At 60.3% G+C, this 15,401-nt stretch carries 19 protein-coding genes; 10 read left to right on the forward strand and 9 right to left on the reverse strand.

The genetic code is table 11. The features are described from left to right. Positions 1-8 precede the first annotated feature (8 nt). Entirely contained in the window at positions 9-368 is a 360-nt protein-coding gene (locus tag AC1965_RS16965) for a hypothetical protein (protein ID WP_483887073.1), read from the reverse strand. A gap of 174 nt (positions 369-542) precedes the next feature. Between AC1965_RS16965 and AC1965_RS16970 the strand changes: the two genes are divergently transcribed. Then, positions 543-1,517: a glutathione S-transferase family protein gene (locus AC1965_RS16970; protein ID WP_483885006.1), complete on the forward strand. Its 975-nt coding sequence runs from the start codon at positions 543-545 to the stop codon at positions 1,515-1,517. 77 nt (positions 1,518-1,594) lie between these two features. Here AC1965_RS16970 and AC1965_RS16975 read toward each other — a convergent pair whose 3' ends face one another. Then, positions 1,595-1,960, reverse strand: a complete 366-nt coding sequence (locus AC1965_RS16975) for a response regulator (RefSeq protein WP_483885007.1) — start codon at positions 1,958-1,960, stop codon at positions 1,595-1,597. A 236-nt stretch (positions 1,961-2,196) separates the two neighbouring features. Between AC1965_RS16975 and cobD the strand changes: the two genes are divergently transcribed. The 5 genes from cobD to AC1965_RS17000 all read left to right on the forward strand — a co-directional run bounded on the left by cobD (position 2,197) and on the right by AC1965_RS17000 (position 6,141). Beyond that, positions 2,197-3,150, forward strand: a complete 954-nt coding sequence (cobD, locus tag AC1965_RS16980; RefSeq protein ID WP_483885008.1) for a threonine-phosphate decarboxylase CobD — start codon at positions 2,197-2,199, stop codon at positions 3,148-3,150. Next, positions 3,147-4,055: an adenosylcobinamide-phosphate synthase CbiB gene (gene cbiB, locus AC1965_RS16985; RefSeq protein ID WP_483885009.1), complete on the forward strand. Its 909-nt coding sequence runs from the start codon at positions 3,147-3,149 to the stop codon at positions 4,053-4,055. The genes cobD and cbiB overlap by 4 nt, the downstream gene beginning before the upstream one ends. A 13-nt stretch (positions 4,056-4,068) precedes the next feature. After that, positions 4,069-5,241: a lytic murein transglycosylase gene (locus tag AC1965_RS16990; RefSeq protein ID WP_483885010.1), complete on the forward strand. Its 1,173-nt coding sequence runs from the start codon at positions 4,069-4,071 to the stop codon at positions 5,239-5,241. A gap of 11 nt (positions 5,242-5,252) precedes the next feature. Next, positions 5,253-5,639 (forward strand): rhodanese-like domain-containing protein, encoded by a 387-nt coding sequence (locus AC1965_RS16995; protein ID WP_483885011.1) that lies wholly within the window; start codon positions 5,253-5,255, stop codon positions 5,637-5,639. A 151-nt stretch (positions 5,640-5,790) separates the two neighbouring features. Continuing rightward, positions 5,791-6,141, forward strand: coding sequence for a RidA family protein (locus tag AC1965_RS17000; RefSeq protein WP_483885012.1), 351 nt, complete (start codon positions 5,791-5,793; stop codon positions 6,139-6,141). 44 nt (positions 6,142-6,185) lie between these two features. On the opposite strand, the gene AC1965_RS17005 is transcribed toward AC1965_RS17000, so the two are convergent. The 4 genes from AC1965_RS17005 to AC1965_RS17020 form a co-directional block, all read right to left on the reverse strand. Beyond that, positions 6,186-6,617 (reverse strand): Lrp/AsnC family transcriptional regulator, encoded by a 432-nt coding sequence (locus tag AC1965_RS17005; protein ID WP_483885013.1) that lies wholly within the window; start codon positions 6,615-6,617, stop codon positions 6,186-6,188. 160 nt (positions 6,618-6,777) lie between these two features. Beyond that, the gene (locus tag AC1965_RS17010; RefSeq protein WP_483885014.1) at positions 6,778-7,683 is read right to left on the reverse strand and encodes a LysR family transcriptional regulator; all 906 of its coding nucleotides are present in this window, start codon (positions 7,681-7,683) and stop codon (positions 6,778-6,780) included. Positions 7,684-7,828: 145 nt separating this feature from the next. Then, on the reverse strand, positions 7,829-8,770 hold the full coding sequence (locus AC1965_RS17015) for a CorA family divalent cation transporter (RefSeq protein WP_483885015.1): 942 nt from the start codon (positions 8,768-8,770) through the stop codon (positions 7,829-7,831). 114 nt (positions 8,771-8,884) lie between these two features. Continuing rightward, entirely contained in the window at positions 8,885-10,912 is a 2,028-nt protein-coding gene (locus AC1965_RS17020) for an FAD-dependent oxidoreductase (RefSeq protein ID WP_483887074.1), read from the reverse strand. 121 nt (positions 10,913-11,033) lie between these two features. Between AC1965_RS17020 and AC1965_RS17025 the strand changes: the two genes are divergently transcribed. Genes AC1965_RS17025 through AC1965_RS17035 form a run of 3 tightly spaced genes read left to right on the forward strand, consistent with a single transcriptional unit; the run spans position 11,034 to position 12,468 of the window. After that, the gene (locus tag AC1965_RS17025; RefSeq protein WP_483885016.1) at positions 11,034-11,510 is read left to right on the forward strand and encodes a GNAT family N-acetyltransferase; all 477 of its coding nucleotides are present in this window, start codon (positions 11,034-11,036) and stop codon (positions 11,508-11,510) included. Then, a complete protein-coding gene (locus AC1965_RS17030) occupies positions 11,507-11,989 on the forward strand; it encodes an RNA pyrophosphohydrolase (protein ID WP_483885017.1) in 483 nt (160 codons plus the stop codon). Before AC1965_RS17025 ends, AC1965_RS17030 begins: the two co-directional genes overlap by 4 nt. Beyond that, the gene (locus AC1965_RS17035; protein ID WP_483885018.1) at positions 11,989-12,468 is read left to right on the forward strand and encodes a hypothetical protein; all 480 of its coding nucleotides are present in this window, start codon (positions 11,989-11,991) and stop codon (positions 12,466-12,468) included. The genes AC1965_RS17030 and AC1965_RS17035 overlap by 1 nt, the downstream gene beginning before the upstream one ends. 1 nt (position 12,469) lies before the next feature. On the opposite strand, the gene AC1965_RS17040 is transcribed toward AC1965_RS17035, so the two are convergent. From AC1965_RS17040 to nth, 3 genes are read right to left on the reverse strand one after another with little or no spacing between them, the layout of a single operon-like run. Next, positions 12,470-13,060 carry a GNAT family N-acetyltransferase gene (locus tag AC1965_RS17040; protein WP_483885019.1) on the reverse strand — a complete coding sequence of 197 codons (591 nt, stop codon included), beginning with the start codon at positions 13,058-13,060 and terminating at the stop codon, positions 12,470-12,472. Between the two features lie 2 nt (positions 13,061-13,062). Next, positions 13,063-14,052, reverse strand: a complete 990-nt coding sequence (locus tag AC1965_RS17045) for an adenosine kinase (RefSeq protein WP_483885020.1) — start codon at positions 14,050-14,052, stop codon at positions 13,063-13,065. Next, positions 14,049-14,693 (reverse strand): endonuclease III, encoded by a 645-nt coding sequence (gene nth, locus AC1965_RS17050; protein ID WP_483885021.1) that lies wholly within the window; start codon positions 14,691-14,693, stop codon positions 14,049-14,051. The genes AC1965_RS17045 and nth overlap by 4 nt, the downstream gene beginning before the upstream one ends. A 97-nt stretch (positions 14,694-14,790) precedes the next feature. On the opposite strand from nth, the gene AC1965_RS17055 reads away from it, so the two are divergent. Beyond that, complete coding sequence (locus AC1965_RS17055; RefSeq protein ID WP_483885022.1) at positions 14,791-15,387, forward strand: Pr6Pr family membrane protein; 597 nt, start codon at positions 14,791-14,793, stop codon at positions 15,385-15,387. Positions 15,388-15,401: the final 14 nt, after the last annotated feature.

The following is a 15,401-nucleotide window of genomic DNA, read 5'->3' on the forward strand; positions in this document are numbered from 1 at the left end:
TTACTCCGTCACTCGTAACGGTTGTCTTCAATGAAACCTGCGGGCGCATGGGCGGATTGTTCAAAATCCAGCGCCGCGCGTTCGGCCACAGCAGTGGCGCGTTTGAATTCAAACTGCATCTCCCCCGCCTCTTCGTCGCTGGCGACGATCAGACATTGGAACAGGTGCTTGCCGCCATCATAGATATCGACCAGCCCGCGCAAATGCGGCGCCAGATCGGCCTGCATGGAAAATCCGGTCTTCCACATCCGCAGAATGCGGTGCATCTCTCCGTCGACCTCGATCCGCAGGCGTGACGACTTGCGCATGGCGGCCAGACGCGCGGCGTCCAAGCCGGCTTGAACCTCTTTTGACAGGACAGTTTCCATCATTTCCCCCTCCGGCAGATGGTCATAGGCTGGCGTAAACCATCGGAAATTCAAGTTAATTTTTCATGACAGAGAGTCGATGTGCATCACCGCAGATCAGCTGCGCGCCCCGCGACATGGGCGGAACGCTGCAAAGGCGCTAGATATTCCCCCAACAACGAAGAGGAGAACAAGATGGGCCTTTTGGTAGACGGAAAATGGCAAGACAAATGGTACGACACAAAATCCTCGGGCGGGAAATTTGAACGCGCGGCAGCACAGTTTCGCAACTGGATTACCCCCGATGGCAGCGCGGGCCCCTCGGGTGAAGCGGGGTTCAAGGCAGAATCAGGGCGATATCACCTCTACGTCAGCCTCGCATGTCCCTGGGCCCACCGCGCGCTGATCTTTCGCCAAATCAAGGGGCTGACCGATCATGTCGATGTCTCAGTGGTACATCCTGAAATGCTGGGTGATGGCTGGACGTTCGACACCGATTTTCCCGGCGCCACGGGTGACACGTTGTTCGGCCTGCCCTTCGCGCGCGATATCTATATCCGCGCCGATCCAGAGTTTTCCGGCCGCGTGACCGTTCCGATCCTCTGGGACAAGACGCGCAACACCATCGTATCAAACGAGAGCGCCGAGATTATCCGCATGTTCAACAGCGCCTTTGACACCCTCACCGGGAACACGCAGGACTATCGCCCCGCCGCCCTGCATGGCGCGATTGATCGGGTGAATGACCGGGTCTACGACACGCTGAACAACGGCGTGTATAAATGCGGATTTGCGACGACACAGGCCGCCTATGATGACGCGGTGCACCCACTCTTTGACACGCTGGACTGGCTCGAAGATATTCTGTCCCGCAACCGCTATATGACGGGCGACACGCTGACCGAAGCCGACTGGCGGCTGTTCACGACGCTAGTGCGATTTGACCCTGTGTATCACCTGCATTTCAAATGCAACCGCAAGCGCATCACCGATCTGCCGAACCTCTGGGCCTATACCCGCGAATTGTATCAGGTGCCGGGCGTGGCCGAAACGGTGAACTTTGAACACATTGTGCGCCATTATCACTACAGCCACGAAACCATCAATCCGCACCGGATTATCCCGATTAACCCTAGGCTCGATTTCGACGCGCCGCACGGGCGGGGCTAAACGCGCCGTTCAAACTTTTTTGGACTAAAAATACCTCTGCGCCGCGCCAGCGTCACATAGATCGATCCAGTTGGGGGTCACTCACGGGCGGCGGCGTAATGTTCGACCATCGCGGCCAGATCATCGGGCGGTGTGGCGGTAGGAATGAGAGCGCAGGCGTTGGCAGAATGGGCAAAGATAGACCCATCTGAAAAAAACGATGTGTTGGTGACAAAGATCACCCGCGCAGCGGGGTGGCGGTAATTGGCGTAATCCGCCACCGCCAGCGCCGAGCCGTCTTCTATCACCAGATCAAGGATGATGATATCTGCGGCGTTAACCGCCAGATAAGCGAATGCCTCGTCCTGCGACTGCGCCAGCACCACCTGCATCCCCTGCCGCACCAGATGCCGTTGCCAAAGCTGCCCCAGATCCAACCGGCTTTGGACGATCAGGACGTTCATTTCCTTAGCTCCTTTATCACCCATCTTATCATGGCGGCATCACCCGTCTGACGTGGGACTGTCAACGACGTAAACAAATTTATAATGCCCCCATTTCGCCTGGGGTCCGCTTCGACAACGGGGTATTGCAGCATCCGCGCGCGAGTGGAAGAGGCTTGATCGTGCCGCCGAATTCGGCTTTGTCCGAACCAGCAGGCGCGACGACCACCCCGTGCCCGACCGACGAAAGGCACGATGTGACGGTACCTCCCCCCCCAGCAAATCGCGACCACGGCGGCGGCATCGATGCCGCTGCGGCGCAGTATGGCGGCGCGCGGGCGGCGTGGATCGACCTGTCGACGGGCATCAACCCGCACCCCTATCCCGTTCCCGCTGTGCCAGCCGACAGCTGGGCGGCCCTGCCGGATGCCGCAGCGCGTGATGCGCTTGACCGCGCGGCGCGCCGGTTCTGGCAGGTGCCGCCCGGTGCGGCACTGATGGCGGTGCCGGGTGCCTCGGCAGCCATCGCACATATGCCCGACCTCGCGCCGTCAGGGCGGGTTTGCATCCCCGGACCGACCTACAATGAACATGCCGCAAGCTTTGCCGGAGCCGGGTGGCAAGTGAGCGATGTCGGCGGCAGTGCCTCGGTGCACGTTCATCCCAACAATCCCGATGGCAGGCTGTGGCAAGCCGAAGACATGACCGGCGTGTTGCGCATCATCGACGAAAGCTTTTGCGATGTTACGCCTGCACAGACTCATATGCCGCTGGCGACCCGATCCGGCACGCTCATCCTGAAAAGTTTTGGCAAATTCTGGGGGCTTGCAGGGCTGCGGTTGGGGTTTGTCATCGGTGACCCGGCGCTGGTGGCACAGGTGGCGCGGATGCTGGGGCCATGGCCCGTCAGCGGTCCGGCACTTCATATCGGGGCGGCAGCCTTGCAGGATCATGCCTGGGCCGAGGCAACGCGCGCACGGCTGACGACAGATAGCGCGCGTCTGGACGGCATGATGCAGGGTGCTGGCGCCACGATCATCGGCGGCACGACGCTGTTTAGGCTCTACAAAGTCGAAGACGCGGCCAGTTGGCAAAACCGTCTCGCGCGACATAACATCTGGAGCCGCGTCTTTCCGTACAACCCACACTGGCTGCGTCTGGGCTTGCCTCCTTCGGATGGCTGGAAACGGCTGGAACAGGCGTTGGCATGAGCGCGGCGGCGATATTGGCGCTGGCACTGCTGCTGGATGCGCTAATGGGGGAACCCGACTGGCTGTGGCAACGGATACCGCATCCGGCGGTTGTGATGGGGCGGACGATCGGTTGGTGTGACCAGCGCTTCAACGCAGGGGCCAGACGTCGCGCGCGCGGTATCGCTGTTTTATTGGGGCTGATGGCTGGGGCCGGTGCCTTGGGCTGGGGGCTAAGCTTTGGCGGGCCACTGATCGAGGTCATCGTGGTTGCCACCCTGCTGGCGCAGCGGTCGCTTGTTACTCATGTGCGCGCGGTGGCGCATGGGCTGCGCCAATCGCTGCCTGCGGGGCGGCGCGCGGTGGCAATGATCGTCAGCCGCGACACCGCCGATATGCCCGGCGATGCGGTGGCACGAAGTGCCATCGAAAGCGGGGCAGAAAATCTGAGTGATGGGGTGATTGCGCCCGCGCTGTGGTTCCTGCTCGGCGGCCTGCCAGGGCTGCTGATCTACAAAATCGTGAACACAGCCGACAGCATGATCGGCTATCGCACCCCGCGCCACGAAGCCTTTGGTTGGGCAGCAGCACGCATGGATGACCTGCTGAACCTGATTCCGGCCCGCGCCACGGCGCTGATGATTGCCCTGCCCGGCGGCGTGGTGCAGCAATGGCGCGCCATCCGCACGGATGCGGCACTGCACCGGTCGCCGAATGCCGGTTGGCCAGAAGCCGCCATGGCCCGCGCCATAGGTGTGGCCCTCGCGGGCCCGCGTGCCTATGATGGCGTGATGCAGCCCTTTGCTTGGGTCCACGGTGCGGGGACGCGCGCCATTGGGCCCGCGGCAATCGACGCTGCCGTCACCCGTCTATGGCAGGCCTGGGCGGTGATGTTGGGCGTGACCCTGATTCTGGCCTGCTTGTAAGTGAAGGAAACCCATGCGTCCCCATATGTTTGCGGCAGCCCTGCTGTGCCTGCCCCTTGCCGTTCATGCCGAGCCAAACTGCGGCGGTGATTTTTCCACTTTCATCGCGGAAGCGAAGGCCGAGGCCGTCGCCAAGGGAGCAGATGTCACCACCGCAGATCGATTCTTTGACGGGCTGCGCCACGACCCGTCCGTCCTGCGCGCGGATCAGGCCCAAGGCGTCTTCCAGAAGCCCTTTATCGAATTTTCGCGGCGCTTGATCTCAAATGATCGAATCAATCGCGGACGAGCCAATGGTAAGAAATACGATGCCGTCTTTGACCGCGTCGAAGCCGACTATGGCGTGGACCGCAATGTACTGTTGGCGTTCTGGGCGTTTGAGACGGACTACGGCGCGGTGCAGGGTGATTTTAACACCGCCAATGCGCTGGCGACCCTGGCGCATGACTGCCGCCGCCCAGACTTGTTCCGCCCACAATTGTTCGCCGCACTTGAGCTTTATGCCCGCAGCGACTTTGACCCGGCCCGCACGGCGGGGGCCTGGGCTGGTGAAATCGGCATGGTGCAAATGCTGCCGCGCGACATTCTGGAAAACGGCGTCGACGGCGATGGCGACGGCAAGGTGACACTCAAGACTTCGGCGCCCGATGCGCTGATGTCGGCTGGCAAGATGCTGCAAAGTCTGGGCTGGCGCGCGGGCGAGCCATGGTTGGCCGAAGTGTCGCTGCCACATGATTTCGACTGGGCGCAGACCGGGCTGGAAACCACCAAGACGATAGCCGAATGGCAGGCACTGGGCGTTACGCCACGCAACGGACCGCTTGCCGAAGGACAGAGCGCATCGGTGCTGTTGCCCCAAGGGCGCGGCGGACCGGCCTTTGTCGCCTATCCGAATTTCCGGGTCTATTTCGAATGGAACCAAAGCTTTGTCTACGTGATGACCGCCGCCTATTTCGCCACCCGCCTACAGGGCGCGCAGATCTATGAGGCGGGCAATCCCGCGCAGAGCTTGGACGGCGAGGCGATGAAGCGATTGCAAACCAAGCTACAGGGCCTTGGGCATGACGTGGGCAAGGTTGATGGCATCCTCGGCTCTGGCACCCGTGCTGCGGTGCGCGCGGAACAGACACGGTTGGGGCTGGCCGTTGATGGCTGGCCCACGCCCGAACTGCTTGCAAAACTTTGACGGAGAACGCGATGCCACTGAAAACAACAGCCGCAGACATGGTGACCCAAGCACGGGCGCGCATAGATGAAATCGACAGCGCCGATGCCATAGCAATGCTGGATGACCCGAACGTGCAGTTTGTCGATCTGCGCGACCCAAGAGAGCGCGAGCGCGCCGGGTTCATTCCCGGTGCGTTCCACTGCCCACGCGGGATGCTGGAATTCTGGGTTGATCCAGATAGTCCATATTTCAAAAATATCTTTGCGCAGGATAAGAAATTCGTCTTTCACTGCGCGTCAGGCTGGCGGTCGGCGCTGTCGGTGGCGACCTTGCAGGATATGGGATTCGACGCGTCGCATTTGCGCGATGGCTTTTCCGGCTGGGAAAAAATCGGCGGGATTGTCGAAAAACCTTGAGCGGACCGGGGGGCCAGCCCCCCGGACCCCCCGAGGATATTTTTGACTCAAAAAAGTTGGGGCGGCATCGAACGGGGTGATCCGCCGGATTGAACTGGTCCGTCCCGCGTGAAACTGGCACAAGTCGCGCATCATCAACAGGAGACACATAATGTCCGATATTAAACGCCACCAAACCAACGCCCGCATGAGCCAGATCGTCGAGCATGGCGATTTGATCTATCTCGCGGGCCAGGTCGGCACCGCCGGGGCCGATGTGGCCACGCAGACCCAGGACTGCCTCGACAATATCGACGCGCTGCTTGCAGAAGTTGGCGTAGATAAAACACGGATGTTGCAGGCAACGATCTGGATGGCAGATATGGCAGATTTCGCCGCAATGAACGCAGTTTGGGATGCTTGGGTACCAGCGGGTCAGGCACCGACGCGGGCCTGCGGTGAAGCAAAGCTCGCGACGCCAGAGTATCTGGTTGAAGTGATCGTCGTCGCCGCCAAAGCCTAAGACGGATACCCCATTCCGTTCACCTGCGCGGGATGGGGCATACCTTAGGGTCTTCGGGTCATCTGCGTTGCCAGTAACAGATTGGTTTCGCTGGATGTCACGCCTTGGATACGCCGAATCTGGCCCAATACGATATCCAGTTCCTCCACCGTTTCGGTCCCGGTTTCTACGATCAGGTCCCATTTTCCGTTTGTCGAATGAATTGCTTGTACTGCCGGCATCCCGCTGAGGATGCGTTTGATCCGGTCGGTGCCCAAGCCTTCGATTGCCAGCATGGTATGACCCCGGATCGGACTGTGCCGCATGTCTTCTTTCAGAACCAGCGTAAATCCCAGGATCGCGCCCGAATTGATCAACCGCTCTAGCCGGGCGCGCACGGTGACGCGTGATAAGCCAGTGATTGCGGCAAGGGTCGAGAACGACATCCGGGCATCACGCCGTAATTCCGAGATGATTTTGCTGTCTTTTTCGTCCATCTGATCGACCACGCCTTCACACTGAGCCCGCTGCGATCACAGTAGTGAATCAACTGTCCCAGCGCCACCGATCACGCTCAAAACCCACTAAACCGACAACCGTTTATCGTTATCGGCAAAGTTATGGATGCGGATTGGGGGGCTAGCCCCCCACTGTCGCTTACCAGTCACTGGGCCCTTTGTCGGCGAATTCGTGCACAAGGAAGTCGATGAACGCACGCACCTTGGGCTGGGTAAAGCGGCCCGGTGGATAGACGGCATAGATGCCTTGGGTTTCAAGCGGCAGGTCGGGAATGGCATCCTCAATCAGCCCCTTGGCCATGGCATCGGAATACAGGAAGCTGGGCAAATAGGCGATCCCGAGGCCGGAAATCGCGGCGTTTAGCAGGCTTTGCCCATCGTTCACCGACAACCAGCCAGCCGTACGCACCTGACGTTTTTCGCCGGATGGCGCAGTCAGCTTCCAGACGTTGCCCGACGATTGATTGGAATAATGCAGCAGCTTGTGATCGTTGAGATCATCGATCTTTTCCGGGCGGCCGTATTGTTCGAAATATTTCGGGCTGGCGATCATGCGTTTGGTGGTTTCAGTCAGTTTACGCGCGCGCAGCGTGCTGTCTTCCAGCTCACCTATGCGCACAGCCATGTCAAAGCCTTCGGAGATCAACTCCACATAGCGGTTGTTCAGCACCATGTTCACCGTGATGTCGGGAAAGTCGGACAGGAAGTCGGACAGAGCGGGCGACAGATGATTAACGCCGAAATCAGTCGCTACCGAAATGCGCAACAGGCCGGATGGTGCGGACTGCATGGACGTGACCAGCGCATCGGCTTCGCCTGCGTCGTTCAATACGCGGCGCGCCCGGTCGTAATAGGCCAGGCCAATCTCGGTCGGTGACACGCGGCGGGTGGTGCGGTTCAGCAATCTTGCGCCCAAACGCGCCTCCAGAGAGGATACATGTTTGGAGACGGCAGACTTGGAGATGCCCATCTTTTTGGCGGCGTCGGTAAAGCCACCCTGATCCACCACTGTGGCAAATGCTTCCATTTCTGTGAGGCGGTCCATTGCCTGTCCCTTCGCGTTAAATTCTACGCGTTCAGCTATGGCGACCAATTCAGGCAAGAACGGGGCAGCGATAAGACAGTCCCGTGGTCTTTGCGGGGATCGTTCATGGCATGGAAACATCGCAACAATCGGTTTCCATGTGGAATCAAAGCCAGCGCAGCCACTTCAACACACCCAGCATTACCGCCGCCAGCACCAGTAAGGACAGGCACAACAGGGCAAAGGCGCGGGCATCATCAACCCCGGGCATCCCGCCTACATTGACGCCGAACAGCCCTGTCACGAATCCCAGTGGCAGGAACAAGGCGGCGGCGAGCGACAGCACATGCCCGTGGCGCGCCTGGCGTTGGGCGGTCTGGTTGTCGTGCTCGTCCTGCACGGTGACGATCCGCTGTTGTAGCGCGTCCAGCTCTTCCACCACGATCGTGGTGCGGTTTGCCAGTTCGCGCAGGTGCAGCGCGTCGGCTTCGGGAATCATCGGCAGATCGATCTCTGCCAAAGTGACCAGCGCAGCGCGCTGTGGGTCGAGGTAGCGGCGCAGCTTAATCACGCTGCGCCGGGTGATGGGCAGATCCTTGGGTGGTGGCGTGCTGCGGTCTTCTAGGTCAGTTTCGTAGAATTCGGTGCGCGCAGCCAATTGCGCCACCTCTTCCTGCACCCGCGCTGTCAACCGCCCGATCAGCGCCCGCAGGAAAGCGGCAGGGGTTGGTGGCGCGGCATGGGCCACGGCAAGCTGGCGTATCTCGTCGATGGCAAAAATCTTGCGCAGGCGCACGGTGATAACGACATCCGCCGCGACCCACATACGGACCGACACCATCTGATCTGCGTGCTGACCCGCGTTCATGTTGATGCCGCGCAGGTTTAACATCAACCCGTCGCCAAATTCATCGCAACGCGGGCGGGTTTCGGGCTGCATCAGGGCGCCTGCCGGGATCGGCGGCAGATGCGCCGCCACCCAAGACGCCAGCGACGGGTCGGACAAATCGTAGTGCCACCATCGGTAGGTGCCGGGGCCTGTCAGCGCGGTGTCATCCGGTACTTTGGTGGTGCCGTCCGGAAAGATGTCGAAGACGCAGATGGGCATGGGCGGCCTTGCAAACTATTTGATCTGATCTTGCGGGTTGGGGACGCGGGGCGCAATAGGCCGCGTGTGCCCCAAGACAGCGCATAGGGTAAGCACCGCCCCCACCCCCCGCGATTATAGCGCCGCGGCGAGCCTTGTTCCCTGGTTGATCGCACGTTTCGCGTCAAGTTCGGCCGCGACATCGGCTCCGCCTATGACATGGCAGGCAACGCCGCGCCCTTCCAATGCATCGGCTAGCGACCGGTCCGACAGTTGGCCGGCGCATAACACTATGGTGTCCGCTTCGATCAAGGTCGGCTTTTCGCGCGCCTCGCCAAAGGAGATGTGAAGCCCCTCAGCGTCGATCTTTTCATAGTTCACGCCAGCGATCATTTGCACGTTCATCATCGTCAGTGACGCGCGGTGAATCCAGCCTGTCGTCTTGCCCAACCCCTTGCCCACCTTGGTCGGCTTGCGCTGCAACATCGTGACCTGCCGCGCGGGCGCATGCGGTTGCGGGCCTTCGGGGGCGAGGCCGCTGCGGTGTTCGGCGGGGTCGGTCACGCCCCATTCGCGCATCCATTCGGGCAGGTTCAGCGTCGTGCTGTCGCCGTCGTGGACGAGGTGTTCGGACACGTCAAATCCGATTCCTCCGGCCCCGATCACGGCCACCCGTTTGCCTACCTTGGCCGACCCGTTCAGCACGTCGATATAGCTCACGACGTTGCCCCCTTCCTGACCTGGGATCTGCGGGTCACGCGGCACAACACCGGTGGCGATGATTACCTCATCAAACCCAGCCAAGGCATCGGCGGTGACTTCTGTGTTCAGTGTCACGGTCACGCCGCGCTCGGCCAGCATGGTGCGGTACCAATCGACAAGGCCCCAGAACTCCTCTTTGCCCGCCACCTGCTTGGCAAGGTTCAACTGGCCGCCGATCTCGCTCGCGCGGTCGAACAGGGTAACACTGTGCCCCCGCTCGGCAGCGGTGATGGCCGCCGACAGGCCCGCAGGTCCGGCACCGACGACGGCGATGGCTTTTACCGTGGATGCCGGCTCGATCCGCAGTTCGGTTTCGTAACACGCTTGCGGGTTCACCAGACAGGTTGAGATTTTGCCGCCAAAAGTGTGATCAAGGCAGGCCTGATTACAGGCGATGCAGGGCGCGATCTGGTCAGCTTTGCCAGCCATCGCCTTGGCGACAAAATCCGCATCGGCCAACATGGGCCGCGCCAGTGACACCATGTCGGCGCAGCCGGTGGCCAGCACCTCTTCGGCAACCTGAGGCGTGTTGATCCGGTTGGAGGTGATCAGCGGTATGCCAACCTTGCCCATCAGTTTCTGAGTGACCCAAGCAAAGGCGGCGCGTGGTACAGAGGTGGCAATCGTCGGGATACGTGCCTCGTGCCAGCCGATGCCCGTGTTGATAATCGTGGCCCCGGCCTTTTCAATCTCTTGCGCCAGTTGCACGACCTCGTCATGGGTCGAACCGTTGGGGATCAGGTCAATCATCGACAAACGATAAATCAGGATAAACTCTGCGCCCACGGCTTCACGCACCCGACGCACGACCTCGATCGGCAGGCGCATCCGGTTTTCATACGATCCACCCCAGCGATCGGTGCGCTTGTTGGTGTGGGTGACAAGGAACTGATTGAGGAAATATCCTTCGGACCCCATGATCTCGACCCCGTCATAGCCGGCCTTTTTGGCGCGCAGGGCACAGGCGGCGATATCGCTGATCTGTTTTTCGATGCCGTCCTCGTCCAACTCCTTGGGCGCGAACATCGAAATCGGGGATTTTACGGCACTGGGAGCAACGCAATCAGGGGTAAAGGCATAGCGGCCGGCGTGCAGGATCTGCATACAAATCTTGCCGCCCGCCTCATGCACACGTTGGGTGATGACAGAATGGTTGTCCACGTCCTTCTGGCTGACCATCATCGCCGCACCATGCGCCACCGATCCTTCGGGATTTGGCCCAATGCCGCCGGTAACCATCAGCCCCACATCGCCGCGCGCGCGGGTGGCATAAAACTCGGCCACGCGGTTCCAGTCCTGCGTTTCTTCCAACCCAGTATGCATGGAGCCCATGAGCACCCGGTTCTTGAGCGTGGTGAATCCAAGGTCGAGCGGGGCAAGAAGGTGGGGGTAATCGGACATGGCTTTACCTTTCTGGTCGGGCGTGGTCAGAGCGACATCATCGGAAATGGCAGGCCAAGTCACGCGAAACGCGGCGTCACCCGGCGCTGCCATAGGATGTAAATCATGTCGGGGGTGCAAGGTGGATCAGGACAATATCGCGCTACGGCAGGCCGTGAAGGGCGATTACGACGCGTTAGGATTGGTAATGTACGACGCCATTCACACCGGGAAAAGCGATTATACCCCAGATCAACGGCTTGCTTGGCTGGCCGCCCCCTATGCTGGACCACAGTGGGCGACCAAGCTGGCCGCACAGCATGTGGTGCTGGCCGAGACAGCTGGCGCGCCATTAGGATTCATGACGCTGGCGGTAAACGGATATGTTGACTTGGCCTTCGTCGCCGCGCGGGCACAGGGCTGCGGTGTGTTTCGTTTATTGTATGCGCAGATCGAACAGGCCGCACGGACGCAGGGCGATCGGCGGCTTTGGACCCATGCCAGCCTTATGGCGCAGCCCGCCTTTGAGGCCGTCGGATTTCATGTTATTCGGCAAGAGCGCGTGGCGCGGGCGGGCCAGTTTCTGGACCGTGCAGAAATGGAGACACCCCTGAGATGACACCGGAAGATATTGCCAAACTGCCGTACAGGCGCTGTGTTGGCGTGATGCTGGTAAACGGGGCGGGCGACGTGTTTGTCGGGCAGCGCCGCGACCGCGATCAGGACGCATGGCAAATGCCGCAGGGTGGCGTCGACGAAGGCGAGGCACCGCGCGATGCTGCCCTGCGCGAGCTCGAGGAAGAAACCGGCATCCTGCGCGATCTGGTGACGGTAGAGGCCGAAACCGAAAACTGGCTTCCCTACGACCTGCCGCATGACCTGGTGCCCAATATTTGGAAAGGCCGCTATCGTGGCCAGGAACAGAAATGGTTTCTTTTGCGTTTCAAAGGACGCGACGATCAGGTGAATATCGCCACGGCAGAGCCTGAGTTTTCCGCGTGGCGCTGGCTTCCTGCGGCGGAGTTGGTCGCGGGCATCGTGCCGTTTAAACGTGCCGTCTATACCGCTGTTCTCAAGGAATTCGAGGAGAAGTTGTAATGCGTTTTCTGATTTCAATCTTCGCGCTTCTGGCCCCCGTTCCGGCACTGGCCCTGTCCTGCCTGCCGCAAACGGTCGAAGGCACATATCAGCGCGCAGCCGATTCCGAAGATGTCTATATCGTCGTGCATGGCCGACTGACATTCAACGCCGCCAAATTGCCGCGCAACGGTAGTGCCACGCACACACCTGACAGAATGACCCGCATCCCCGCCGAAATCCGAGGCAAGTCCTTGTCAAAAGACGGGTTCAAGCTGCCTTTCGATCAGAAGATCACGCTGGAGGTCGCCTGTTATGGCCCTTGGTGCGGCTCTGCGCAGTCGGGACAGGATGTTCTGGCGTTTCTCAAGCGCGGGCCGGATGGCTATAGCCTCGAAAGCAACCCCTGCGGCGGTAATCTGTTTGGCACGCCCAAAGTAGGCATGCTCAAACAGGTACGGACCTGTTTTAATGGCGGTGCCTGCGCCGCGACACGCTGAGTTAGCCCAGCACGGGAATGTGGGGCGCTGCGCCGCGCGGAAGCAGCCCTGTCAAACGCGGGTCGTCGTCCAGTTCGACTTCGCGGCGATAGGGTGTGAAGCCTGAACGGATATAGAACCCAAGCGCCTGTGGGCTATCATTGGTGCATGTGTGAACATGGAACCGCGCAATCGGCTGCGCCCATGCCAGATCAATTGCCTGTGACATCAGATACCGTCCCGCGCCAGACCCGATCAAGGCCGGCGTCAGGCCAAAATAGGCCAGTTCGCACGCGCCCTCTTGGGTGAAATCCAACTCCATCAAAGCTTCGTCACGGCCATCACGCGTCAGTGTGTAAAAGGACCTCTTGGCGTCGGCAAGAATTGAGCCTAGGCGCGCATCATCCAGCGCCAGCCGACCATACCACAGCCAATCGGCCCCCACGCGGCCAAAGATATCACGGTACCATGCCAGCGTCGGGACGATCTGGCGAAAGGTGATGCCCTGCGGCGGGAGCGAAGGGCGCAGCACTGGCGGGGCAGACATCTGTAGATGTGTCACAACGACAGCCAACTTGCCCGGCGGAACATCGTGAAATCCGTCCCCCAGCATGATCAGACCAGCCCCAGCGCCTTGAACTGCGCCATCATATCCTTTTCGGGTCGTGGCCCGACATGGCTGATCACTTCGGCGGCGCAGATATTGCCCATGCGGCCACAGGTCTCCAGATCGCGACCGGTGGACATGCCGTAAAGGAACCCCGCGGCAAATTGATCGCCCGCGCCGGTGGCATCCACTGGCACCACCTTTTTTACCGGCACATCAACGCGTTCATCGCCCCGGATCAGCGTGACGCCATCACCGGACCGGGTGCAAACGACGATCGGACAGATGGCAGCGGTTTTGGCCAGGGCCAGTTCGGTGTCTTTGGTTTCCCACAAGGCGCAGATTTCAGCCTCGTTACCGATAACATATCCCAAATCGTGTTCGATCAGTGACAGGAAATCCGCTCGGTGCCGCTCGACGCAGAACGGATCGGAAATGGCGATCCCTGCCATGCCGCCGCCTGCCGTCGCCGCCCGCGCGGCTTCGCGAAAGGCGGTTTTGCCGGCGTCGTGGTCAAACAGATACCCTTCAAGGAACATCAGCTTGGCTTTGGAGGCGACGGACTCTGGCACATCATCAGAGGTCAGCCCGGTGGAAATACCCAGATAGGTATTGAGCGACCGTTCTCCATCTGGCGTGACAAAGATCATGCAACGCGAGGTAGGCGTTTCGCCCTCAGCCACAGGGGCATTCACGAAATCAATGCCGATGTCGGTCATGGCATTGGCATAGAACTGGCCCAGCGCATCGTCACGCACGCGACCGATAAAGGCTGTTTTCATCCCCAGCGCCCCGGCGCCCGCGATGGTATTGGCCACGGCACCGCCCGGGGTCTGAAGTCGGTCAGTCATCGAGCCATAAAGAATCTCGGCGCGGTCCTGCTCGATCAACTGCATGATGCCTTTCTCGATGCCCATATGGCCAAGAAAACTATCGTCGGCATGGGTGATTACGTCGACAACGGCGTTACCGATGCCAACCAGATCGTATTGGGTCATTCTGTCTTGTCCTCAAATAGGCAAAGGTCACGGATAATGCAGGTGCGGCACTGTGGTTTACGCGCCTTGCAGTGATACCGGCCGTGCAGGATCAGCCAATGGTGGGCGTGATGCTGAAAATCGGCCGGAATATGGTCTTCTATGGCGCGTTCAACGGCATCCACCGTCTTACCTGGTGCGATGCCAGAACGGTTGCCTACGCGAAAGATATGCGTATCCACCGCCTGGGCCGGGTGGTGCCACCACATGTTAAGCACGACATTGGCGGTTTTGCGCCCGACTCCGGGCAGGGATTGCAGGGCAGCGCGTGAATTTGGCACCTCGCCGCCGTAGTCGTCGACAAGGATCTGGCTCAGCTTCATCACGTTCTTGGCTTTTTGCCGAAAAAGACCAATGGTCTTGATGTGGTCGGTTACGCCCTCGATCCCCAGATCAAGCATCTTCTGCGGGGTGTCGGCGATTTTGAACAGGGCGCGGGTGGCCTTGTTAACGCCTGCGTCAGTGGCCTGCGCGCTCAGCGCGACAGCCACCACAAGTGTATAAACATTCACATGCTCCAGCTCGCCCTTGGGTTCCGGGTCGGCAGATTGAAAGCGCGTGAAAATCTCGCGCAGAGTATGATAATCCAGCTGGCGTGCCATGGGCGAGGGTATGCGATGAATGTCTGCGCAGGACAAGCCATGATGGCCTTGCCGTGCACGCTGCGTACTGCAAAAGTCGATCGGCTAGGAGAATGGGATGCATCATTTCTGGGCTGCGGGGATCGCGGCAGTAACATTTGCGGCCCTCGTGACGCAATTTACCGTATCGGAGCGCGCGATGGGTCATCCCGGTGCACTGGCCGTGGTTTGGTCCATGCTGGGGTATTTTACGATATTAACCAATCTGTTGGTTTTTTTCAGCTTTGCAGCGATGGCCGTGGGCCGCGCATGGTCAACGGGATGGATCGGTGGTTTGACCCTGTGGATCGCAGTGGTTGGCATCGTCTATCACCTGCTGTTGGCGGGGCTCTGGGCGCCGGTCGGGCTGGCGTGGTGGGCGGATCAGGGCCTGCACACAGCGGTGCCGCTGCTGGTGCTCGTGTATTGGTCGCTATGGGGCACGCGTACCGCGCTGCCTTGGCGTATGGCGCTGATCTGGTTGGGCTGGCCCGTCGCCTATTGCGCCTATGCCATGGCGCGGGGGGCGCTGACCGGGTTCTACCCGTACCCCTTTCTCGATGTGGCGGCGCTGGGCGCGGTCCGCGTGGCGATGAACATTGGGGCGTTGGTGCTGGGATTTATTTTGGGCGGGGGGCTATTGGTGGGCCTGTCACGTCTGCACCGTGCCGATTGATATTTGCCGCAAGA

The organism is Sulfitobacter sp. KMM 9851, assembly GCF_057178245.1.